The following is a 22,058-nucleotide window of genomic DNA, read 5'->3' as shown; positions in this document are numbered from 1 at the left end:
GGCGGCCGCGGCCGACCCCCCCACCGCGGGTTTCCTGATGTGCCTGGACGCGGCGCCCATGTACCCCGCGCGGGGGGTGGGGGGCGGTCCGGCTCCCCCACCCCGGCCGGCCCGCCCACCCCGGGAGATCTCATGGCAGCAGTCACCACCCCCACCAGACCGCCCCGCGGCGCCTCCGCCACCCCGGACACGCCCGGCTGGGCCCGCTGGGCCAACGACCATCGCAAGTGGCTCTTTGCGGCGCCTGCCATGGTGTTCGTCGCCGCGCTGATCGTCTTCCCGCTGGCCTGGACCGGCTATCTGAGCCTGACCGACGCCGAGGGATCGGTGCGGGCCGAGTCCGAGTTCGTGGGCTTCCAGAACTACGTCGAGGTGCTCTCGGACACCGACCGGTTCTGGCCCGCCGTCGGGCGTACCGCCGCGTTCACCGTCGTCGCGCTGCTGTTCGAGGTCGTCCTCGGCATGGCGGTCGCGCTGCTGCTGTGGCGGCCGTTCCGGGGTGAGAAGTGGGTCCGGGTCGCCATCCTGATGCCGCTCGTCGCCACCCCGGTCGCGGTCGGCATGATGTGGCGGCTCATCTTCGACCCGAACATCGGTCTGGCCAACCAGGTGCTCGGCTGGATCGGCATCGGCCCGCAGCCGTGGCTCGCCGGCCAGCACTCGGCGCTGCCCACGACGATCTTCATCGACATCTGGCAGTGGACCCCGATGGTCGTGCTGATCCTGCTCGCCGGCCTGACGTCACTCTCCGACGAGCCCCAGGAGGCGGCGCGCATCGACGGCGCCAGCACCTGGCAGCGGTTCCGGCACGTCACCCTGCCGCTGATGATGCCCACCGTGATCGTCGCGATCCTGCTGCGCGGCATCGACGCGCTGAAGACCTTCGACATCCTCTACGCCACCAAGGGCCGCGGCGGCGGCTCGTTCCACGAGGTCGAGACGCTCAACGTGTACGCCTACGGCCTGAGCTTCGACTACAACGAGTACGGCATCTCATCGACTGTCCTCATCATCTTCTTCCTGATCATCATCGGATCGATGTGGACCCTGACGTCCCGTAGGAAGGAGGCGCAGCGATGAAGGACCGCCCCGCCTACCGGATCTTCCGCGTCGTGGCGCTCGCCGTCGTGGTGATTGCGCTGCTCGCACCGCTGCTGTGGATGATCGCCGCGTCCTTCAAGACCAACGTCGACATCTACGACACGGGCAAGGCGCTCGTCTTCTCGCCCACCGTGGACAACTACGCCAACGTCCTGAAGCAGGCCAACTACGTCCAGTTCATCGGCAACAGCCTCTGGGTGGCCTTCGCGGCCACCGTGCTCTCGCTGATCCTCGGCGTGCCGGCGGCCTACTCGATGAGCCGCTTCAACATGAAGAAGTCCGCGCTCGTGGTGCTCATGGCGCGGGTCATCCCCGGCGTCTCGCTGCTGGTGCCCTGGTACTACCTCTTCTCCAACCTGCAGATGGTCGGCGGGTTCGGCGTGCTCATCCTCAGCCACATGTTCGTGTCGCTGCCGCTGGTGGTCTACATCATGATGGGCTACTTCGACAGCCTGCCGGAGGAACTCGAGGAGGCGGCGCTGGTCGACGGGCTGACCCACATCGGCGCGTTCCGCCGGATCACCCTGCCACTGTCCGTGCCGGGCATCGCCACCGCCGGCATCCTGTCGTTCATCTTCTCCTGGAACAACTTCATGTTCGCCCTGGTGCTCTCCGGCGCGGACACAAAGACGCTGCCCGTCGCGATCTTCGACTTTGTCGGCTACGCGAGCATCGACTGGGGCGGCCTGATGGCGGCGGCCACCGTCGTCACCCTGCCGATCATGCTGATCGCCCTGTTCGTGCAGAAGTACGTGGTCTCCGGACTCACCGCCGGCGCGACGAAGGGCTGAGCAGTCATGACGACAATCGCGCGCATCGAGACCTTCCTCGTCGCACCCCGGTGGCTCTTCGTCCGCGTCGAGACCTCCTCCGGGATCGTCGGCTGGGGCGAGGCCACCTGCGAGGGGCGCTCCGAGACCGTCCGCACCGCCGTGGAACAGCTCAGCGAACTGCTCATCGGCCGGGACGCCCTGCGGATCGAGGACCACTGGCAGGTCATGACCAAGGGCTCCTTCTACCGAGGCGGCCCGATCCTGGCCAGCGCCGTGTCCGGGCTCGACCAGGCGCTGTGGGACATCGCCGGCAAGCACTTCGGCGCCCCGGTGCACCAGCTGCTCGGCGGTCCGGTCCGCGACCGGATCCGGGTGTACGGCTGGGTCGGCGGCGACGAGCCGAGCGAGGTCCGCGACCATATCGCCGCCCAGGTCGAGGCGGGGTTGACCGCGGTCAAGATGAACGCCTCCGGCCGGATGAGCCCGATCGCCTCGGTCGCCGAGCTCGACGGCGTGGTGGCCCGGGTGGCCGCCGCCCGCGAGGTGCTCGGCGACGACCGCGACGTCGCCGTCGACTTCCACGGCCGGTTCACCCTGGCCAACGCCCGCCGGGTGGCGCCGCTGCTGGAGCCGTACCGGCCGTTCTTCCTGGAGGAGCCGGTCGTCCCGGAGAACTCCCACCTGATCGGCGACTTCGTCCGGTCCACCACCACGCCGGTGTCGACGGGGGAGCGGCTCTACAGCCGGCAGGAGTTCCTGCCCGTGTTCCAGGCCGGGATCGCGGTCGCGCAGCCGGACCTCTCGCACGCCGGCGGCATCACCGAGGTACGCAAGATCGCCGCGCTCGCCGAGGTCTACGACGTGCAGCTCGCCCCGCACTGCCCGCTCGGGCCGATCGCCCTCGCGGCCTGCCTCCAGGTCGGCTTCGCCACGCCGAACTACCTGATCCAGGAACAGAGCATCGGCATCCACTACAACCTCGGCGCCGAGGTGCTCGACTACTGCCTGGACAAGACGCCGCTGACCTTCGTCGACGGGCACGTGGAGCGGCTCACCGCCCCGGGGCTGGGCATCGAGATCGACGAGCAGGCGGTACGCGCGGCCGACAAGCGCGGCCACGCCTGGCGCAGCCCCATGTGGCGGCACTCCGACGGCTCCTACGCGGAATGGTGACCATGACCCTCGACCTCACCACCGAACTCGCCGCCACCCGCGTACTGGCGGTCATCCGCGGTACCGACACCGCCGCCGCGATCGCCACCGGCGCCGCACTGCTGGACGAGGGCGTCGGGATCGTGGAGGTGGCCCTGACCACGCCCGGCGCTCTCGACGCCATCGAGGCGATCCGGTCGGCCGCGCCCGCCGGATCCCTGGTCGGCGCCGGGACGGTGTTGACCGCCGGCGAAGTCGCCGACGTGGCCGCCGCCGGCGCGCAGTTCGTCGTCACCCCGGCCGTCGTCGACTCCATCCCCGAGGCGGTCCGCCGCGGACTTCCGGTCGCCGCCGGGGCGCTCACCCCCACGGAGGCGTACGCGGCCGTCCGGGCGGGGGCGGCCGCCGTGAAGCTCTTCCCGGCATCGCTGGGCGGGCCGGCGTACCTGAAGGCGCTGCGCGACCCGTTCCCGGACATCCCGTTCGTCGCGGTCGGCGGGGTGGGCCTGGCGGAGCTGCCCGGCTACCTCGCCGCCGGTGCGATCGCCGTCGGCGTGGGCGGGCCGCTGGTCGGCGACGCCGCCTCCGGCGGCGACCTCGAGGCCCTGCGCGCCCGCGCCCGCGATTACCTGGCGGCGACCCGGGTCACGCCGTCATGACCGCCGTCGACCTGCTCACCTTCGGCGAGGCGCTGGTGTCCCTGCGGGCGGCCGGGCCGCTGGCCGCCGGCGGCGCCCTGACCATGCACCTGGCCGGCGCCGAGTCCAACGTGGCGATCGGGCTGGCCCGGCTCGGCCACCGGACGGCCTGGGCCGGCCGGATCAGCGACGACGAGCTCGGCGGGTACCTGCTGCGGCAGCTGCGCGCCGAGGGCGTGGGCGTCGACCACGTGACCCGGGATCCCGAGCGGCCCGCCGGACTGATGTTCCTGGAACGGCGTACCGCCGACCTGACCCGGGTGCGCTACCACCGCGCCGGCTCGGCCGGGTCCGCGCTGTCCGTCGAGGACCTGCGCCCGGCCCTGGCCGCCGGCACCCGCGTGCTGCACCTGACCGGCATCACCCCGGCGCTCTCCGACAGCGCCCGCGAGGCCACCCGGTGGGCGGCCGAAACCGCGTCCCGGTCCGGGGCGCTGGTCTGCCTCGACGTCAACCACCGGGCCCGGCTCTGGACCCGGGACGCCGCCCGGGCGGTGCTCACCCCGCTCGCCGGGCACACCTCGGTCGTCGTCGCCTCCAGCGACGAGTTGGACCTCGTCGGCGAACCGGGCGCGGACGAGGAGATGGTCGTGGCGTCCCTGCTGGCGCGCGGGGTGGAGACCGTGCTGGTCAAGCTCGGCGCCGACGGCGCCCGGGCGTACACCCGCGACGGCGTCCGGCAGGCGGCGGCGCTGCCTGTCACGGCGGTGGACACCGTCGGCGCGGGCGACGCCTTCACCGCCGGCTACCTCTCCGGTCACCTCGACCGACTTGAGCTGGCCGGGCGGCTGCGCCGCGCGGTCACCCTCGGCGCCTTCGCCGTCGCCGGTCACGGCGACTGGGAGGCCCTGCCGCGCCGTGACGAACTATCCCTCCTGGACGACCTGCAGCCCGGCAGCACCCTTCGCTGAGCACGACCTGCAAGAAAGGCACCTGCGTGAAGATCATCGCGGCGGACGTCATCGTCTCCAGCCCCGACCGGAACTTCGTCACCCTGAAGATCACCACGGACGAGGGCCTCACCGGCCTGGGAGACGGCACCCTCAACGGGCGGGAGCTGTCGGTCGCCTCCTACCTGGCCGACCACGTCGTCCCCCTGCTGATCGGGCGGGACCCGCACGGCATCGAGGACACCTGGCAGTTCCTGTACCGCTCAGCGTACTGGCGGCGCGGACCGGTCACCATGGCCGCCATCGCCGCCGTGGACGTCGCCCTCTGGGACATCAAGGCCAAGGCCGCCGGCATGCCCCTCTACCAGCTGCTCGGCGGCGCGTCCCGCACCGGCATCATGGCCTACGGGCACGCCTCCGGCCGGGACACCCCCGAGCTGTTCGATTCGATCCGCGCGCACCTCGAACTCGGCTACCGGTCGATCCGCGTCCAGACCTCCGTGCCCGGCATCAACGCCGTGTACGGAGTCGCCGCGCAGCCCAGCGCAGATGGCAAGCGGTACGACTACGAACCCGCCCAACGCACCCCGCTGCCGGCCGAGGAGGACTGGGACACCCGCTCCTACATGCGCCATCTGCCCGGCGTGTTCGAGGCGGTCCGCAACGAGTTCGGCCCCGAGCTGCCGCTGCTGCACGACGGTCACCACCGGATGACCCCGATCCAAGCCGCCAAACTGGGCAAGTCCCTCGAACCGTACGACCTGTTCTGGCTGGAGGACTGCACACCAGCGGAGAACCAGCAGGCGCTGCGGCTGGTCCGCCAGCACACCACCACCCCGCTGGCCATCGGCGAGGTCTTCAATACCGTATGGGACTACCAGACCCTCATCCAGGAACAGCTGATCGACTACGTCCGGTCCGCCGTCACCCACACCGGCGGGATCAGCGCCATGCGCAAGCTGCTCGACTTCGCCGCCCAGTACCAGATCAAGTCCGGCATCCACGGCCCGACCGACATCTCACCGGTCGGCATGGCCGCCGCGCTGCACCTGGACCTGGCCATCCACAACTTCGGCATCCAGGAGTACATGCAGCACGGGCCGCTCACCAACGAGGTGTTCCGGCAGTCGTTCACCTTCGCCGACGGTTACCTGCACCCCGGCGAGCAGCCCGGCATCGGCGTGGAACTCGACGAGAAGGCCGCTGCGCGGTTCCCGTACGTGCCGGCGTACCTGCCGTTCAACCGGCTCAAGGACGGCACCATCCATGACTGGTGACCGGCGCCCCTCCGCACACGACGGCCGGCGGCCGACCCGGCACGTCGTGGTGATGGGCGTGTCCGGTGCCGGCAAGACGACCGTGGCCAGGGGGATCAGTGAGCTGACCGGGCTGAGGTTCGCCGAGGCCGACGAGTTCCACTCCGAGTCCAACGTGGCGCGGATGCGCTCCGGCGTACCGCTGGACGACGCCGCCCGCTTGCCCTGGCTGCGCAACCTCGCCGACTGGATGGCCGCCCGCTACGCCGAGGGCCTGTCGACCGTTCTGGCCTGCTCGGCGCTGAAGCGGTCCTACCGCGACCTGCTTCGGCAGGGCCCCCCGGGTGTGGACTTCGTCCACCTGCACGGGTCGGTTGACGTGATCCGGGACCGGATGACCCGGCGCGCTGGGCACTACATGCCGGCGAGCCTGCTGGACTCCCAGACGGCGATCCTGGAGCGGCTCGGGCCGGACGAGTCCGGCCTGGTGCTCGACGTCTCGCTGCCACCGGACGAACTCGTCACCGCGGCGGTCAACCGTCTCGGTCTCGCGACCGGCAGCGCCCTCGACGGCAGGCAGGCCGTGTGAACGTGGCCGCGAGTCCTGCTCGATGTCCATCCTCGACGGCGACGAGGTGCTCTACGTCGCCCGCGTCCCCACGAAGCGGATCATGACGGTGTGGATCAGTGTCGGCGGCGACGGGCGCCATGCCGGACATCCGTCGGCGAGGGGGAGTGACTGTGGGCAAGACGCCATCCGGTGGGACTGATCTGAGCATTGAGTCACCGCGACCTGTCTGCTAGTTTACGGCCAGGCCCGTAATTCAGGGACATGCCACGCCTGCCGTTCGACCGACGGCGTGCACGTGTGCCGGGAGGTCCACAGTTCGTGACCGCAACCGATCGGCGCCGGCCGGTCCCGCCTCCGAGCGAAAGAGGCCACGACATGAACGATTCCTCGCCCCGGCAACCTGGCGTCGCCCCGTCGGTGACCCGCCGGGCGGTGCTCGGGGGTGGCCCGGCCGCTCTCGGGTGGGCCGCGTTGCCTGCTCTGAGCGCCGCTGTCGCGGATGACGGCGAGATCTACCGGATGGGGCCGGGCCTGAGCTCGATCTCAACGACTGACCCCCGATGATTCTCTGCGTCACGCTGAATGCCGCGCTCGATGTCACCTATGTGGTCGACGAGGTCCGTTGGCATGCGGGCAACCGGGTCACCTCGACAGCCGAGCACGCCGGGGGCAAGGGGACGAACGTGGCCCGGGTCCTGCACTCCCTCGGCGAGGACGTGGTGCTGACCGGGCTCGCCGGCGGCGGTACCGGTGACCGGATCCGGCGGGACGTCGTGGCCGCGGGGATCACCGAGCAGCTCGTGGCGGTGGCCGGCGAGTCGCGGCGGACGCTGGCGGTGGTCGACAGGGCGGCCGGCGACGCGACCGGCTTCTGGGAGCCCGGACCCCGGGTGCATGCGGACGAGTGGGAAACCTTCCTGCGCCGATACCGTGGCATGCTCCCCGACGCGGCCGCCGTGGTGCTCTCGGGCAGCGCACCTGCCGGGGTGCCGGAGGACGGCTACGCGCGGTTGATCTCCGCCGCCCGCGATGCCGGCGTATTGGCAGTGCTCGACGCCGACGGCTCCGCGCTGCGCCTGGGCGTCACCGCCGGACCCGCCGTCGTCAAGCCGAACCGGGCAGAACTCTCGGCGGCCACGGATCACGAGGACATCTGGGCAGGTGTCCGGTCTCTGCTGGCCGCGGGTGCCGGGGCCGTCGTCGTGTCGGCCGGTGCGGACGGCCTGCTCGCGTCGACGCCGGACCGTCGGTGGGTGGCCCGCCCGCCGGAGCCGCTGACCGGCAACCCGACCGGCGCCGGGGACGCGTGCGTCGCCGCACTCGTGCGCGGGCTCGTCGCCGGGAACGGCTGGCCGGAGCGGCTTGCCGACGCGGTGGCGCTGTCGGCCGCGGCGGTGCTGCGCCCGGTGGCCGGTGAGGTCGACCGGGACGCCTACCGACGGTTTCGCGACCTGGTGCACGTCGAGGAGGTCTAGGGATGCGAGCCAGCACCGGCGAGATCGTCGCGGCCGCCGCCGCTGCCGACAGCGGAGTCGGCGCGTTCAACGTCATCACACTCGAACACGCCGAGGCGATCGTCGCGGGCGCCGAGCGGGTGGACCGGCCGGTGGTCCTCCAGGTCAGCGAGAACGCCGTCCGATTCCACCTGGGGAGGGTACGTCCCCTCGCCGCGGCCCTCGGCGAGATCGCCACGCAGGCGCGGGTACCAGTGTCCCTGCACCTGGACCACGTCGCGGACGAGTCCCTGCTGTACCAGGCGGCCGACGCCGGCTTCAGTTCCGTCATGTTCGACGCCTCGACCCGCCCGTACGAGGAGAACGTCGCCGCCACGTGCGCGGTTGCCCGCTGGGCGCACAGGCAGGGACTGTGGCTGGAGGCCGAGCTGGGTGAGATCGGCGGCAAGGACGGCGCGCACGCTCGCGGGGCGCGGACCGACCCGTGCCAGGCGCAGTCCTACGTGGCCGCGACCGGCGTCGACGCGCTCGCGGTGGCGGTGGGCAGTTCGCACGCGATGACAGTCAGGGAGGCCGCCCTCGATCTCAGCCTCGTCGCGCAGCTGCGCGACAGCGTGCCGGTGCCGTTGGTCCTGCACGGGTCCTCGGGAGTGCCGGACGACCAGCTGCGCGCCGCCGTCGCGCACGGCATGGTCAAAATCAACATCGGCACGGCGCTGAATCTCGCGTACACCGGGGCTGTCCGGGACGCCCTGGCTCGGCCCGACCCTCCGGTGGATCCGCGAACGTACCTGCGGCCGGCCCGCGACGCGGTCGCGGACATCGTGGCGCATCTGCTCACGGCGCTGAATCCGGCCTGACCCGAACGTCCATACCGGCGTACCGGGGAAGGGGTTCCCGGCACGCCTCAGCCTCGGAGGGTTCACCACATGACGTACTTCAAACGGCGGAATGTCATCCAACTCACGGCACTGACCGCGCTGGGCAGCACAGTGCTCGGCGAACTGCCGGCCGCGGCCGAAGGTCCGCGCACGCCACGGGTGTTCGGGCCGGCGGACGCCTCGACGCAGGCCGCACCCACGGTCACCGTCGACAGCCTGGGTATTCCGCTGCGCGACGTCCTGCTGATCGGCGGCACGGTCGCGCCCGGACCGAAGGGAAAGCCGCTGCTCTGGTCGGCGGTCTCCGGTGAGCCGGCCCGGCTGGCGGCGATCGATCCGGCCACCGGTCGGACGGTCTCCGTCCAGGAGCTGACCGGCGCGCCCGGCTCGTACGCGGTGGCCGCGGCACCGGACGGAACGGTGTACGTCGGCGCGTACAGCACCGGCGACCTGTACCGGCGCAGGCCTGGCCCGGACAGCCCGGTCGAGAACCTCGGGCGGCCGCTGCCGTCGGAGACGTACATCTGGCGGCTCGCCGTGGACGAGGCCGGCACCGTCCACGGCGGCACCTTCCCCGGCGCGCGGGTGTTCTCCTACGACCCCGCCACCGGCGCGACTCGAGACTACGGCCAGGTGCTCCCCGGAACGCAGTACGTCCGCAGCCTCGCGGTCACCGGCGACAAGATCTACGCCGGCACCCAGCCGGACGCGCACCTGTTCGAGATCGACAAGGTGAGCGGCGAGCGTCGTGAGCTACCGCTGCCGGACGGGATCGGCAGCGGCACCGGCCAGACGGTGTACGACCTCAACGCGTACGACGGCCGGGTGTACGCCCGGTTCGGCTCGGCCATCAACGGCCGCCTCGGGGTGTACGACATCAGCCGCCGGCAGTGGACCGACCTGGTCGACAATGTGGCCGGACTGGACGTCTCCGAGCCCGGTCCGGGCGGCCTGGTCTACTTCACGCGCGCCGGCCGGCTCACCGGATACCGGCCCGAGACGGGCGCATTCACCGACACCGGGGTGGTGTTCCCCGGCCGGGTGGTCAACAACCGGGGGATCGGGTGGGTCACTCTCGCCGACCCGCGGTGGCCGGGGCGCACGCTGGTCGGACTGCTCTGGCGCGGCGAGATGTTCCGGTACAACCCGCTGACCGGCCGGTCGGAGGTGGTGCGCACCGACGTGCCGGGCGAGCCCATCCCCCTGGCGGCGCTGAACGTCGGCCCGTCCGGCACCGTCTACGCCGGCGGCTACCTCAACGGCGGCCTCGCCCGGATCGACGCGGACACCGGCAAGGCGGACTTCCAACGCTTCGCCCAGGTGGAGAGCGTGCTCGAGACAGATGGTCAGGTCTACCTCGGGGCGTACCCGGATTCGCGCCTGTACCGGTACGACCCGGGCCGGCAGTGGAGCAGCCCGGAGTACTCGCCCGGCCTGCCCGGCAGTTCGGACAACCCGGTCAAGCTGCTCGACCTGAAGTCCTACGACCAGGTGCGGGCGCGGGCGCTGACCGATGCCGGGGAGAAGGTCGCCTATGGCACGATGCCGAACACGACCCTCGGCGGCGCGCTGGCCATCGTGGACAAGGCGACCGGGGCGGCGACCGTGCACCGGCCGGTGGTGACGGACTCGTCGATCGTGAGCCTGGCGTACGCGGGCGGTCTGATCCTCGGCGGCACCTCGATCGACGGCGGGTACACCGTGCCGCCGCCGACCCAGACCGAGGCCCGACTGTTCGGCTGGGACATCGCCACCGACAGCAAGGCGTTCGACATCACCCCAGTGCCCGGAGCGAAGGCCATCCCAGCGCTGGTCGTCGACCGGTCCGGGCTGCTGTGGGGGCTCGCCGGCGGGCAGCTCTTCGCCGTCGACGTGGCCTCCCGCACGGTGGTCCAGCGCATCCAGCTCACGCCGGGCGTGTCCGGCAGCCGGGCGCGGCTCGGCTACGACGCCGCCCGCAACACGCTGTACGCGCTGGTCGGCGGCCACCTGCTGTTCCGGCTGGACGCCTCGACCGGCGCCTCGACGCAGTTGCTGGACCGGCCGGCCGAGTTCCTCGCGGTGCACCCGGACGGACGGCTGTTCCTCGGCGACGGCCCGGAGCTGTACCGGGTGACCGTGACCGGTTGACCGTGAGCGGCTGAGCGGACACCAGTTCCCAGCAGACGACGATGGGCCGGCGGGTACGCCGGCCCATCGTCGTGTCTACGTCGTCGGTCAGTCCTGGTCGATCCGGACGAGTTCCCTGCGGCGCAGCGTGAACAGATCCCCGGTGCGGCCGTCCACCGCCACCTGGGCCTCGTTGTACCACTCGGCGGCCAGCCCTGTCACCACCGCTCTGGTCGAGGCGTCCGCGTCGACCCACAGCACTGCGTCGGTCGTGGCCAGAGTCGGCCGGCCGACGGTGTGCGCGAACTTGCCCACCCGGCCGGGAGCGGCCTGGCCGGTCGCCCGTACCGTGCGGCTGGCCGGGTCGCCGACGAACAGCACGCCGGTGTTGGTGACGCCGTACAGCAGCCCCCGGTGCCAGTGCAGGCTGGCGTACGCCGTGGCGCCGGGAATCGGCTTCCAGGTCCACAGGGCTTCCCGGGTGGCCAGGTCGAACGCCAGCACCAAGGCCTCGGTGGCCCTCGGGGCGACACCGTCCGCCGAGATCTCCGTACCCAGGTACGCCACCCCATGGTGGGCGGTGACCGCGCCGACCGCCTGGTCGGGTACCAGTCCTTCATAGCCGTCGATGCGGCCGGAGGCCGGATCCACCACGGCCAGCGCGCCGCCGGTGTGGCCGTACTGGTTGCGGGTGCCGATCAGGAGCAGTTCCGTGGCGTCGTCCCAGTGCATGTCCCGGGGTCGGTTGGAGTATCCGCCGATCTCGCCGATACGGCGGATGGCCCCGGTGTGGTGGTCGTACGTGTCGACGAACGCGCCCGGGTAGACGGCCATGAACGTCCGGTCGCCCACCGACGTCATCGACTTCGCCTCACCGCCCATCGGCACTCGATTGACCGCGCCGTCGCGTAGGTCGTGCACCGCCAGACCGAAATTGCCGCCGACCAGGACCCGGCCGTCCCCGGTGGCCGACACCGACTGCGGTGGTTCCGGCCCGAGCCGCAGCCCGGCCTGCTGGAGGTCGACCACGGTGGCGCCCCCGTCGGCCCACCGCCACCACATGCCGCCGCCGGACGCGCCGAGCACCGACCCGTCCCGGAGGAACAGTCCGCGGGTCTCCTCGCCGGGTACCGGTATGCCGAGCCGGGTCAGCCGCCCGGCGTCCACGTCGTACGAGTACAACGCGCCGCTCGGGCGGGCGGTGAAGTACACGGTCCGGCCGTCGATCACGATGGCGTCGACCGTCCGTTCGCCGGAGGCCACCACCGTGTACCGGCTCGGGTCGGCCCGGTCGAGCACGGCCAGCCGGCCACCGGGCTCGGTACCCGCGACGATCAGTTCGGGGGAGACCGCGACCTCGTAGACGAACGACTCGCCGAACAGTTCGGCCGGCAGCAGTTCGGTCCGGCTGTTGGTCGCCGGGTCGATGGCGACGAGCCGGGCGGCCGTGCCGGTTCCCGCGTACACGATCCCGACCGGATCGACCGCGATGGACCGGACGTACCGGAGACCGGTCACCGCGGCGCCCAGATTGCGGACCTGGTTGGTGTCCGGGTCGAGCTCGAACACCCGCCCACCGGGGTACGTGCCGGCGTAGATCCGGCCGTTCGGTGCGATGGCGAGGTCGAACGCGAACTGCTCGTTCCCGAGCCGGGGGAAGCTGGTCACCGTTCCGGTCGCCCGGTCGACTCGGTGCACGTCGGCCACCGGGTACATGCCGGTGTACACCGTGTCGTCAGTGACCGTCGCGCCCCAGCCGCCCTGGCCGCTGGGAAGTTCCACGTTGCGGATCACTCGACCGCTGACCAGGTCGATCTCCCCGAGGATCGGGGGAACCAGGCCGCGGGTGACCACGTAGCCCCGGTCGCCGCGGACCGCCGCGCCGACGATCGGCGCGCCGAGTACTGCGGGCCCCAGGCCGATGATCTCGCCCGTACCGGCGGCGGCCGCCGGGCCCGCCCGGCCCACCAGGGGCAGGGCGAGACCGGCGCCGGTGGCTGCCAGCAGGGCGCGTCGTGACACACGCATACCGATGCTCCTCACAGCTCGATCCGGACCAGGTTCCGGCCGCGCAGCGCGTAGAGCGCCGACCCGTCGGGGGCGGCGGTGAGCAGCGCGGAGGCGCCGTACCACTGGGCGTTCAGCCCGGTCACGAACGGGGTGACCTGCAGTGACTCCGGGTCGAGCCGCCAGAGGTCCTTGCCGTTGGTGCCGTAGATGACGTCGTCGACCAGGATCATCTTGATCTGTCCGCCGGCGACCGTCGTGGTCGCGGTCACCTCGTGGGTCCGGCTGTCGACGGTGAACACGGCTCCGGTCTCGGTGACTCCGATGAGGCGGTGTCCGACGGTGACCAGGTCGACGATGTGCTTGGCGCCCGGCACCGGCACGATCTCCCAGGTCTTGGTACGGGTGGCGAGGTCGAAGCCGGCGAGCCGCGCCTCGGTAGCCCGCGGCGTGGTGCCGTAGCCGTTGGTGATGCTGCTGCCCAGGTACACCGCACCGGGGAGGGTCGCGACCGAGCGTACCGAGTGGTCGGGGATGATGTCGCGGTACACGTCGAGCGCGCCGGTGGCGACGTTGTACAGCGACAACGCTCCGCCGTAGCGGCCGTACTCCGGTTCCGTGCCGACCACCAGCGTCTTGTCAGGCGCCGAGTACGTCGCGTCCAGCGGCCGGGTCTGCTCGTTGCCGATCGTCGTCACCCGCTGCGGGTCACCGTCGGGCGCCATCCGGAACAGGTACGCCAGGGTGTAGACCGACATCCAGATGTCACCGCGGATCGGCGTCATCGCCTTCGCCTCGCCCGGGAGGAACCGGCGGACCGAGGTGCGGGCGGCAAGGTCGTGCACCTGCACACCGGCCTTGCCGGAGACGTACACCCGGGGGCCGTCGGTGGTGATGGCCATGGGCAGCTCCGGCGCGGGCGGTAGCCCGGCCTGGCCGAGGTCCACCCCGGTGAGCTCGCCCGTGTTCAGGTCGTAGGTCACCACCGTGTTGGTGACCACGCCGTGCAGCTTGTCGCCGTCGACGAAGATGCGCCCGAACGAGGCCCCGTCGTAGGGCACCGCGAGCGTGCTGAGCTGCCGGGTGTCCCGGTCGTATTTGCGTAACGTGCCGGACGGTCGGGTGCCGAGGTAGACGTCGTTGCGGGCGGGGTCGACGGCGATCGCGGTGACGTAGCTGTCGCCGGTCTCCACGACCTCGTACTTCGTCGGGTCGGCGGTGTCGATCACCAGCATCGTGCCGGTGGCCGACAGTCCCGCGGCGAGGATGCCGTCCTTCAGCGTGAGCGTGGCGACGAAGGTGCGGTCGGCGAACTCGGGTGGGAGGATCTCCCGCTTCGCGCCGGTGGCCCGGTCGATGGCGATCAAGTGGGCGTGCGATCCGACGCCGGCGTAGATGGTGGTCTCGTCGACGGCGATGCTGCGCACGTACTGCTCGCCGGGGACCGCGGCGCCGAAGTCCCGCTTGACTCCGGTCGCGGGGTCGTACTCGAAGACGCGTCCACCCGGGTAGGTGCCGCCATAGACCTTGCCGTCCGGGGCGCTGGCCAGGGCCCAGATGAACGAGTCGGGGGAGGCGCTGCCGACCTTGGTGACGGCGGTGCCGGTCGTGTCGATGCGGTACAGGTCGCCCGGGGTGTACGTGCCGACGTACAGGTCGGTGCCGACTGCGGCGGTCGCCCAGGCGCCGCCCCCGGTCGGCAGCTCGTAGCGCTGCTCGATCTTCTGGGTGGTCAGGTCGTACCCGCCGACCACGACCGGCGACACGCCTCCGGTGGCGGTGTAGATCCTGCCGTTGATCAACTCGGAGCCGTTGACCGAGGTGACCTCGGACGCCGGTCCGAGGTCGGTGACGGTGCCGGGTGCCGGCTCGTCGGCCTGCGCGGCGCCGACCGGTAGGGCGAAGGTCAGGGCGGCCAGGGCGAGGACCGCCGTCAGGGTTCTGCGTCGCAACAGTGCCTCCGGTGGGGGAGAGCGGGGGGCAATTTCGGCCCAGGCTGTAATTGGACACCAGCCCATCACATCCGACTCGCCACGTCGAGGGGGTCCGCGGGTTTTGCGGCAAAGAGTGTCGGGGGTGGAGGATGGTGTGCCTCGATCCCGCCAGTGGTGCGGTGTGTGATTCATGGTCGGCTATGGAATTCCGGGCGCGACCGTAATAGAGTCGCCGGCATCCCTGCATCCGGGCCCGCCGCGCACAGCCGTCGGCGTGTAGACCCGAACCCGGGTGATCCGTCACCTGTCATCCCGACCGGAGGTCCGATGACCAGCCGTACCGTCCGAGGTGGCCTCGCCGCCGCCGTCGCCACCGCTCTTCTGGCTGGCGCCGGCCCGGTGGCGGCCGCCGAACCCGCCGCGGATGTGGGGCCCGGCTCCACCACCGACTTCGGCGTCCAGCAGACCGCCCTGACCGTCTTCGAGACCTACTACGGCACCGGCGCGGGGGACCGCCCGGTCGCCTACGGGGTCCAGATGGGCTCGCCGGGGGTTTTGAGCGTCACCGACCCGGTGACCCGCGAACTGCTCGACACCGCCTACCTGCCGGACTCCTCCGGCGCCTGGGGAATCACCCAGACGCCCGACGGAACGGTCTACGCGGGCAGCTACCCCAACGCGCACCTCTATTCGTACGACGCTGACACCCGGGCCACCGTCGACCTCGGTGCGCCGGTGCCGGGACAGACCGTGCTCTACGGACTCCGGCCCGGTGCCGACGGCCGGGTCTACGGCGGCACCTACCCCGGGGCGCACGTCTTCTCCTACTCGCCTGACGGGGGCTTCCGCGATCACGGTCGCATGTTCCCCGGCGAGCAGTACGTCATCGACGTCGCGGTGGACGAGTCACGCGACGTGCTGTGGGCGGCGATCGGCAGCCGCGGCCATCTCATCCGTCTCGACCTGACCACGGGGGAGAAGCGGGACATCTGGCCGGAGGCACTGCGCGGGGACCCCAGCCACCCCTACGACATCAATCTGGTCGGCGGGAAACTCTTCGTCAAACGCAGCAAGCTGCAGGCGCTCGTGCTCGACCCCGACACCGGCGCGGTGCTCGCCGACGGATTCTCCATCGGGTCCCGCGGCACCTCGGCGCTCGCTCCCGACGGGCGGTCGGTCTACTTCACCTCCGGCAACGACCTCTGGCGCTACGACGTGCCGACGGACACGTACGGCCCGGTGCGCGACGCCGCCGGCCAACCGGTGGTCGCCGGCGGTGCGGGGATCGGGTTCGGTTTCCTCGGCGACCGGCTGTACGCGACGATCGGCAACTATGCGGGCCAGGCACTCTGGTACGACCCGGGCACCGGCGCGAACGAGCGGTACGTGCTGCCGTTCCCCCCGCAGGCCCTCGACATCAACAACATCAGCGCCGGCCCGGACGGTCGGATCTACACCAACCTCTACATCAACGGCAACCTGACCGTGCTCGACCCCGCCACCGGTACGCCTACCAATCTCGGCCGGCTCGGGCAGGCCGACGGCTTCGGGTGGCTCGGCGGGAAGATGTACCAGGGCGTGTACCCGTACGGCGGGGTGCTGGAGTACGAGCCGTCGCGGCCGTACCGGCTCGGCACGAATCCGCGGGAGCTGTTCCGGTTACAGCCGGACGGGCAGAACCGCCCGATCGCGTTCGCCTCGGCCGGCACGAAGGTCTACGTCGGCAGCACGCCGGACTACGGACTGTGGGGCGGAGCGCTCACCGTCTACGACACCGCGACCGGCGCCCGCACGACGCATCGGGACATCGTCGCCGACCAGGGCGTCATCACCCTGGCCGTGGTCGGTGATCGGCTCTGGGCCGGTACGACGGTCAGTGGCGGCGGAGGCACCGAGCCGAGGGCGGTCGAGGCGAAGGTGTTCACCGCCGACCTCGCCACCGGCGAGAAGATCGCGGAGTACACCCCCGTGCCCGGTGCCGACGCGATCACCTCGATCGTCGCCGGCCCGGACGGCATGATCTGGGGACTCGCCGACGGTGAGCTCTTCATCCTGGACCCGGCCACCGGCACCGTGGTGCATCGGCTCGACGTACCGGGCGGCTACTCCGGGGTGCAGGACGAACTCGTGGTCAACGCCGCCGACGAGCATGTCTACGCCTCGCTCGACGGGTACCTGCTGAAGATCGACGCGCTGTCGAGGTCGGTACGGGTCATCCGGGACGCGCAGACGTACCGGCTCACCCAGGACCAGCAGGGCAACCTGTGGTTCCGCAACGGGGTCAAGGCAGCCAACCGGGCAGTCCAGTACGGATCCCACCTGCTGCGCTACGTGCCGGAGGCGGACGCCTGTCCACGCTCCGACCTTCGGCCCCGGGTGGTCGTCGACGGCGTCGACTCGGGGGTGGCCAACCGGTATGCCGACGACGGGTGCACGGTGAACGACCTGATCCGCGACGAGGCGGACTGGGCCAACCACGGGGCCTTCGTCGCGCACGTCGCCTCGGTCACCGAGGGCCTGGTCGACGCGGGCACGCTCACCGACGCCGAGCAGGATGCGATCGTGGCGACGGCCGCGGGCACCGGCGTGGGCCGGTAGACATCGGGGGACGGTCGCGGGCCCGGACGGCGGTGGTCGTCCGGGCCGGTGTCGTGCCGGTCAACGGGCGGGGCGTGGCACTTCGGTCGTGAACCGCGCCGGGTCGAGCTCGACGGGGATCCCGCCAGCCAGCCGGCTGCGTTCGGCCGCGAACGCCATCCGGTGGCTGTCCAGCGACTCCTGCGGCCCGGAGCGCACCAGCGACCGGTCACCAGTCGCGACCGCCTCGACGAACGCGGCCATCAACCCGTGGTCGCCGCCGCCGTGGCCGGACCCGGCGTCGGCGCCACCGGCCGTGGCGTCCACGGTGGTCGTCCGGCCGGTGACGAAGTCGGTGACCGTGATCCGTTCGCCGTCACCCTCCAGGTAGCCCCGTGTGCCCATGATGCGGGTGCGCCGGTGCCCGGCCGGGGTGAAGGCGCTCATCGTCAGGGTCGCGTTCGCTCCGCCGGCGAACGACACCGTCACCACCTGGTGGTCGACCACGTCGTTGTCGCTGGCATACACGCACCGGCCGTAGGGGCCCTCCCGCAGCGCGAGCCGTACGCCGTCCTCGGTGAGGTCGCGGGTCACCACCGACAGCGGCCAGACGCGCCGTTGCGGGTCGGCGAGGCACTCCGCGTAGAAGCGGGTCGCGGAGTAGGGGCAGCGCGCCTCCACCCGGCAGTCGAGGCACCGGTCGGCGGCACCCTCCGGCCGGTTCCCGGGGCGGAAGTGGTGCAGCGAGCCGACGCTGCTCACCCGCACCGGCACGTCGTCCACGACGTACCGCAGCCAGTCCAGGTCGTGGCAGCACTTGGCGAGCAGGCTGGCGGACGACTCGTCGGCACGGCGCCAGTTGCCCCGTACGTACGAGTGCGCGAAATGCCACCAGCCGACCGGTTCGAGATGCTCGACGCCGATGATCCGTCCGACGGTGCCGGCGGCCACCAGACGCTTGACGGCGGCCGTGTAGGGCGTGTACCGCAGCACGTGGCAGACCGTCAGCAGGATCCCGGTACGCCGGGCCACCTGGACCACCTCGTCGCACTCCACCTCGATCGGCGCCATCGGCTTCTCGAGCAGGATGTGGTAGCCGAGGTCGGCGAGCCGGGCGACCGGTCCGGTGTGCTCCCGGTCGGGGGTGGCGACCACCACCGCGTCGGCCAGCCGGGGTTGGTCGGCGAGGGCCTGCCAGGACGGGAACCGGCCGTCGGCCGGCACGCCGTGCCGGTCGGCTAGCGCGTCCCGGTGCCCGGACCGCGGTTCGGCGACGGCGACGACGTGGGCGCGGTCCGGGCAGCGTTCGGCGTATCCCGCGTAGGCGCTGCCGCGGCTGCCCGCGCCGACGATGGCCAGAGAGACGCTCATCGGAGCCCTTCGCTATTAGGGGTGTGGATCGATCGGGCGACTGGTCGTAGGGAACAGTAACGATGCGATCTTGAAACTCGTCAGCTCTAGTATCGGCCCGGACCGTAAGTTAACCTACTGCGAACCTAGCTCCCCTGGGAGGATGCGAGATGCGTGTTCGGAAGAGCCTGTCGGCCGTTGCGGTGGCGCTCGTCGCCGCGCTCGCGGCCGCCGGCTGTGGAGGGTCCGGCTCCGGCGACTCGGACAAGAAGACCGTGACGATGTGGATCTACCCGGTGATCTTCGACGAGGCCAAGCACCGGGCCTACTGGGACGAGACCGCCAAGGCGTTCGCGGCGGCCAACCCCGACATCGAGATCAAAACCGAGATCTTCCCCTGGGCCAACCGCGACCAGGCCCTGGCGACCGCGATCGCCGGTAACAAGGGTCCGGACGTCGTCTACCTGATCCCGGACCAGCTGCCCAAGTACGCCCGCAACATCGAGCCCGTCGACAAGTACCTCGACGACGCGGCCAAGAGCGACTACCACGAGAACGTGGTGAAGTCGGTGACCATCGACGGCAAGATGATGGGCGCCCCCGTGCTCACCAGCGCCGCCACGCCGATCTGCAACAAGAAGGTCTTCGCCGCCGTCGGCGAGACGACCTACCCGACCAGCTGGAACGACCTGCTCACCATGGCCCCGAAGTTCAAGGCCAAGGGCTACGACATGACCGCGTACGCCGGTGACGCCAAGCAAACCTTGAACCAGACCTTCTACCCGCTGCTATGGCAGGCCGGCGGCGACGTGTTCAGCCCGGACGGCAAGTCGGTCGCCTTCAACAGCGACGCCGGGAAGCAGGCGCTGACCTTCGCCAAGCAGCTCGTCGACGGCGGTTACGTCGACAAGACCCTGCTCACCACTGCCCCGCCGATCGAGCAGACCCGCATCGCGCAGAACAAGGTGGCCTGCGTCTGGCACGTGCCGCTGACGGAGGTCGAGAAGTTCTGGGGCAAGGAGAACATCCAGGTCGTCCCGCACTTCACCGGGACCAAGCAGATCGGCTACGGCACCGTCGGCTCGCTCTCCATGCTCAAGAACGCCAAGAGCAAGGACGCCGCCGGCAAGTGGATCGCCTTCGCGACCAACGCCGAGAACACCAAGAAGTACGACGTGGCCTCCAGCTTCTTCTCCCCGAAGAAGTCCACCGGCGCGCTCTACGCCGGCGACCCCGTCCTCGGTGAGCAGGAGAAGCACGTCGTCACCTCCACCGTCGGCCCGCTGCACGAGAAGGCCCGGGACGTCCAGGGTGTCCTCGCCCCGGAGATCCAGGCCGCCCTCCTCGGCAAGAAGTCGGTGGACCAGGCGCTCGACGACGCGGCGAAGGCCGCCGCCCCGCTGCTCGGCTGATGCTGGCGCGGCTCGCGGTGGGCGTACCCTGCCCACCGCGAGCTGCCGAGAAAGGTTGTCAGATGGTTGCACTCCCGGCGAGCCGTCGCCGCCGCCTGCGCCGGCCGTCAGGGCGCGAGGCCGGGACGGCGTTGCTGTTCGTCCTGCCGTTCCTGCTGCTCTTCGCCATATTCCGGTTCGGCCCGGCGATCGCCGGGGTGGTCCTCGGGTTCACCGACTACACCATCGGCGGCGAGACCGGCTTCGTCGGGCTGGAGAACTTCCGCCGCCTCGTCGACGACCCGACGTTCTGGTCCGCGCTGCGGGTGACGGTCATCTTCACCGCGCTGTCCGTACCGCTGTCCATCCTGGCCTCGCTCGGCATCGCGCTGCTGACCCGGCGGGCCTTCCGCGGCTCCAAGGTCTTCCGCTCCATCTTCTTCCTGCCGGTGGTGACCAGCCTGGTCCTGGCCGGCGTGGTCTTCTCCTGGGTGTTCGCCGAGGGCGGCCCATGGTCGCGGGCCATGGGCGCGCTGGGCCTGCCCGCGCAGTCCTGGCTCGCCGACGGCGCGCTGGTCCTCCCGGCGCTGGTCCTGGTCTCGGTCTGGTCCCGCTTCGGCTACGGCATGCTCATCCTGCTCGCCCGACTCCAGGACATCCCGGCGGAGCTGGAGGAGGCGGCGCTCACCGACGGCGCGTCGGCCTGGCAGCGGTTCCGGTACGTGACGCTGCCCCAGCTCCGCCCGGCGCTGTTCTTCGTGGCCATCATCGAGACCACGATCTCGTTCCAGGTCTTCGACATGATCTACGTGATGACCGGCGGTGGTCCGGTGCGGTCCAGCTACAGCCTCGTCTACCTGCTCTACGACCAGGGCTTCAAGTACTTCGACCTGGGTTACGCCAGCGCGGTCGGGGTCGCCCTGTTCGTGATGACCATCGTCGTGGCGCTCATCCAGCGCCTGACCCTGGGGAGGGAAGAATGACCGACATCATCGCGCCGCCGACCACGGTCCCCGCCCCACCAATCCCGCAGAACGCCCGGCGGCCCTACCGGCCCGGTCGAGCCAGCCGGGGTTGGCTCGTCGGGCGGACCGTGCTGCTGCTGATCGGCGCGGCCGTCACCCTCTTCCCCTTCTACGCGATGGTCGTGCTGTCGTTCAAGCCGACCGGACCGGTGACGTTCCCGGACAGCCTGCTGCCCTGGCCGGTCTCCACCGAGGCGTACGACACGGTGATCGGCGCCAAGAGCGTGCTGCGCTGGATGGGGAACACGCTCATCTACTCGGTGGTGTCGGTGGTCGGCGTGCTGCTCTTCGCCTCGATGGCCGGCTACGCCTTCGCCAAGAAGCGCTTCCCCGGCAAGGAGACGATGTTCTGGTCGTTCCTCGCCATGCTGATGGTGCCGTACCACGTCACGATGATCCCGACGTTCATCATCATCTCCGAGCTCAACGGCGTGGACACCTACTGGGGCATGATCCTGCCGACCCTGGCCAACGCCCAGGCGGTCTTCCTCATGCGGCAGTTCATCGCTTCGCTGCCCGACTCGCTGTTCGAGGCGGCCAGGTTGGACGGCTGCTCGGAATGGCGGGTGTACGTCTCGATCGTGCTGCCGCTGATCAAGCCGATCCTCGCAACACTCGGTGTCTTCGTGTTCCTGTGGCACTGGAACGACTTCCTCTGGCCGTTGATCGTCGGGCAGAGCCTGGACATGCGTACCCTCACCACCGGCATCGCCTCGCTGCAGCAGGAGAACGTGGCGTTGAACATGCTGCTCGCCGGGTCGGTGGTCGCGTTCGTGCCGATCTTCATGGCGTACCTCATCGGGCAGCGGTACTTCACCGAGGGCGTCGCCACGTCGGGCATCAAGGGGTGAGCGCGCGGAGCGTGGCGGAACCGGAGGGAGCACGGGCG

General features: G+C 70.9%; 17 protein-coding genes. 14 read left to right on the top strand and 3 right to left on the bottom strand.

What is annotated here, in order from left to right; all coding sequences use genetic code 11:
- The first annotated feature begins 132 nt into the window (after nucleotides 1-132).
- The 10 genes from ACLQ2U_RS26380 (at nucleotide 133) to ACLQ2U_RS26335 (ending at nucleotide 10,906) form a co-directional block, all read left to right on the top strand.
- A complete protein-coding gene (locus ACLQ2U_RS26380) occupies nucleotides 133-1,080 on the top strand; it encodes a carbohydrate ABC transporter permease (protein ID WP_425753618.1) in 948 nt (315 codons plus the stop codon).
- Nucleotides 1,077-1,892: a carbohydrate ABC transporter permease gene (locus tag ACLQ2U_RS26375; protein ID WP_425753617.1), complete on the top strand. Its 816-nt coding sequence runs from the start codon at nucleotides 1,077-1,079 to the stop codon at nucleotides 1,890-1,892. The genes ACLQ2U_RS26380 and ACLQ2U_RS26375 overlap by 4 nt, the downstream gene beginning before the upstream one ends.
- 6 nt (nucleotides 1,893-1,898) lie before the next feature.
- Complete coding sequence (gene dgoD, locus ACLQ2U_RS26370) at nucleotides 1,899-3,047, top strand: galactonate dehydratase (protein WP_425753616.1); 1,149 nt, start codon at nucleotides 1,899-1,901, stop codon at nucleotides 3,045-3,047.
- Nucleotides 3,048-3,049: 2 nt separating this feature from the next.
- Nucleotides 3,050-3,685: a bifunctional 4-hydroxy-2-oxoglutarate aldolase/2-dehydro-3-deoxy-phosphogluconate aldolase gene (locus ACLQ2U_RS26365; RefSeq protein ID WP_425753615.1), complete on the top strand. Its 636-nt coding sequence runs from the start codon at nucleotides 3,050-3,052 to the stop codon at nucleotides 3,683-3,685.
- Entirely contained in the window at nucleotides 3,682-4,635 is a 954-nt protein-coding gene (locus ACLQ2U_RS26360; RefSeq protein WP_425753614.1) for a sugar kinase, read from the top strand. The genes ACLQ2U_RS26365 and ACLQ2U_RS26360 overlap by 4 nt, the downstream gene beginning before the upstream one ends.
- Before the next feature lie 26 nt (nucleotides 4,636-4,661).
- Nucleotides 4,662-5,891, top strand: coding sequence for a D-mannonate dehydratase ManD (manD, locus tag ACLQ2U_RS26355; protein WP_425753613.1), 1,230 nt, complete (start codon nucleotides 4,662-4,664; stop codon nucleotides 5,889-5,891).
- A complete protein-coding gene (locus ACLQ2U_RS26350) occupies nucleotides 5,881-6,459 on the top strand; it encodes a gluconokinase (protein ID WP_425753612.1) in 579 nt (192 codons plus the stop codon). The genes manD and ACLQ2U_RS26350 overlap by 11 nt, the downstream gene beginning before the upstream one ends.
- A gap of 542 nt (nucleotides 6,460-7,001) precedes the next feature.
- Entirely contained in the window at nucleotides 7,002-7,916 is a 915-nt protein-coding gene (locus tag ACLQ2U_RS26345) for a 1-phosphofructokinase family hexose kinase (protein WP_425753611.1), read from the top strand.
- A gap of 2 nt (nucleotides 7,917-7,918) precedes the next feature.
- Entirely contained in the window at nucleotides 7,919-8,755 is an 837-nt protein-coding gene (locus tag ACLQ2U_RS26340) for a class II fructose-bisphosphate aldolase (protein ID WP_425753610.1), read from the top strand.
- A gap of 69 nt (nucleotides 8,756-8,824) precedes the next feature.
- The gene (locus tag ACLQ2U_RS26335; protein WP_425753609.1) at nucleotides 8,825-10,906 is read left to right on the top strand and encodes a hypothetical protein; all 2,082 of its coding nucleotides are present in this window, start codon (nucleotides 8,825-8,827) and stop codon (nucleotides 10,904-10,906) included.
- 87 nt (nucleotides 10,907-10,993) lie between these two features.
- Here the strand turns inward: ACLQ2U_RS26335 and ACLQ2U_RS26330 are convergent, their stop codons facing one another.
- Nucleotides 10,994-12,913, bottom strand: coding sequence for a hypothetical protein (locus ACLQ2U_RS26330; protein ID WP_425753608.1), 1,920 nt, complete (start codon nucleotides 12,911-12,913; stop codon nucleotides 10,994-10,996).
- 11 nt (nucleotides 12,914-12,924) lie between these two features.
- Complete coding sequence (locus ACLQ2U_RS26325) at nucleotides 12,925-14,844, bottom strand: hypothetical protein (RefSeq protein WP_425753607.1); 1,920 nt, start codon at nucleotides 14,842-14,844, stop codon at nucleotides 12,925-12,927.
- A 309-nt stretch (nucleotides 14,845-15,153) separates the two neighbouring features.
- Here ACLQ2U_RS26325 and ACLQ2U_RS26320 point away from each other — a divergent pair, with 309 nt between their 5' ends.
- Nucleotides 15,154-17,424, top strand: a complete 2,271-nt coding sequence (locus ACLQ2U_RS26320) for a hypothetical protein (protein ID WP_425753606.1) — start codon at nucleotides 15,154-15,156, stop codon at nucleotides 17,422-17,424.
- Between the two features lie 60 nt (nucleotides 17,425-17,484).
- Here ACLQ2U_RS26320 and ACLQ2U_RS26315 read toward each other — a convergent pair whose 3' ends face one another.
- Nucleotides 17,485-18,774: a Gfo/Idh/MocA family protein gene (locus tag ACLQ2U_RS26315; RefSeq protein ID WP_425753605.1), complete on the bottom strand. Its 1,290-nt coding sequence runs from the start codon at nucleotides 18,772-18,774 to the stop codon at nucleotides 17,485-17,487.
- Between the two features lie 149 nt (nucleotides 18,775-18,923).
- On the opposite strand from ACLQ2U_RS26315, the gene ACLQ2U_RS26310 reads away from it, so the two are divergent.
- From ACLQ2U_RS26310 to ACLQ2U_RS26300, 3 genes are all read left to right on the top strand, one after another.
- Nucleotides 18,924-20,165, top strand: coding sequence for an ABC transporter substrate-binding protein (locus ACLQ2U_RS26310; protein ID WP_425753604.1), 1,242 nt, complete (start codon nucleotides 18,924-18,926; stop codon nucleotides 20,163-20,165).
- 62 nt (nucleotides 20,166-20,227) lie between these two features.
- On the top strand, nucleotides 20,228-21,127 hold the full coding sequence (locus tag ACLQ2U_RS26305) for a carbohydrate ABC transporter permease (RefSeq protein WP_425753603.1): 900 nt from the start codon (nucleotides 20,228-20,230) through the stop codon (nucleotides 21,125-21,127).
- Nucleotides 21,124-22,020 (top strand): carbohydrate ABC transporter permease, encoded by an 897-nt coding sequence (locus tag ACLQ2U_RS26300; RefSeq protein ID WP_425753602.1) that lies wholly within the window; start codon nucleotides 21,124-21,126, stop codon nucleotides 22,018-22,020. Before ACLQ2U_RS26305 ends, ACLQ2U_RS26300 begins: the two co-directional genes overlap by 4 nt.
- The last annotated feature ends 38 nt before the right edge of the window (nucleotides 22,021-22,058 follow it).

Source organism: Micromonospora sp. DT47, assembly GCF_049844475.1.
Classification (GTDB): Bacteria; Actinomycetota; Actinomycetes; order Mycobacteriales; family Micromonosporaceae; genus Micromonospora.
The sequence above is the reverse complement of the archived record's forward strand: the minus strand, read 5'-3'. Positions and strand labels throughout refer to the sequence as shown.

Coding starts and splice junctions, on each gene's coding strand:
- ACLQ2U_RS26300 (WP_425753602.1), top strand. CDS start 21,124: ATGACCGACATCATCGCGCCGCCGACCACGGTCCCCGCCCCACCAATC.
- dgoD (WP_425753616.1), top strand. CDS start 1,899: ATGACGACAATCGCGCGCATCGAGACCTTCCTCGTCGCACCCCGGTGG.
- ACLQ2U_RS26305 (WP_425753603.1), top strand. CDS start 20,228: ATGGTTGCACTCCCGGCGAGCCGTCGCCGCCGCCTGCGCCGGCCGTCA.
- ACLQ2U_RS26380 (WP_425753618.1), top strand. CDS start 133: ATGGCAGCAGTCACCACCCCCACCAGACCGCCCCGCGGCGCCTCCGCC.
- ACLQ2U_RS26330 (WP_425753608.1), bottom strand. CDS start 12,913: ATGCGTGTGTCACGACGCGCCCTGCTGGCAGCCACCGGCGCCGGTCTC.
- ACLQ2U_RS26310 (WP_425753604.1), top strand. CDS start 18,924: ATGCGTGTTCGGAAGAGCCTGTCGGCCGTTGCGGTGGCGCTCGTCGCC.
- ACLQ2U_RS26315 (WP_425753605.1), bottom strand. CDS start 18,774: ATGAGCGTCTCTCTGGCCATCGTCGGCGCGGGCAGCCGCGGCAGCGCC.
- ACLQ2U_RS26360 (WP_425753614.1), top strand. CDS start 3,682: ATGACCGCCGTCGACCTGCTCACCTTCGGCGAGGCGCTGGTGTCCCTG.
- ACLQ2U_RS26350 (WP_425753612.1), top strand. CDS start 5,881: ATGACTGGTGACCGGCGCCCCTCCGCACACGACGGCCGGCGGCCGACC.
- ACLQ2U_RS26335 (WP_425753609.1), top strand. CDS start 8,825: ATGACGTACTTCAAACGGCGGAATGTCATCCAACTCACGGCACTGACC.
- ACLQ2U_RS26320 (WP_425753606.1), top strand. CDS start 15,154: ATGACCAGCCGTACCGTCCGAGGTGGCCTCGCCGCCGCCGTCGCCACC.
- ACLQ2U_RS26375 (WP_425753617.1), top strand. CDS start 1,077: ATGAAGGACCGCCCCGCCTACCGGATCTTCCGCGTCGTGGCGCTCGCC.
- ACLQ2U_RS26340 (WP_425753610.1), top strand. CDS start 7,919: ATGCGAGCCAGCACCGGCGAGATCGTCGCGGCCGCCGCCGCTGCCGAC.
- ACLQ2U_RS26365 (WP_425753615.1), top strand. CDS start 3,050: ATGACCCTCGACCTCACCACCGAACTCGCCGCCACCCGCGTACTGGCG.
- ACLQ2U_RS26345 (WP_425753611.1), top strand. CDS start 7,002: ATGATTCTCTGCGTCACGCTGAATGCCGCGCTCGATGTCACCTATGTG.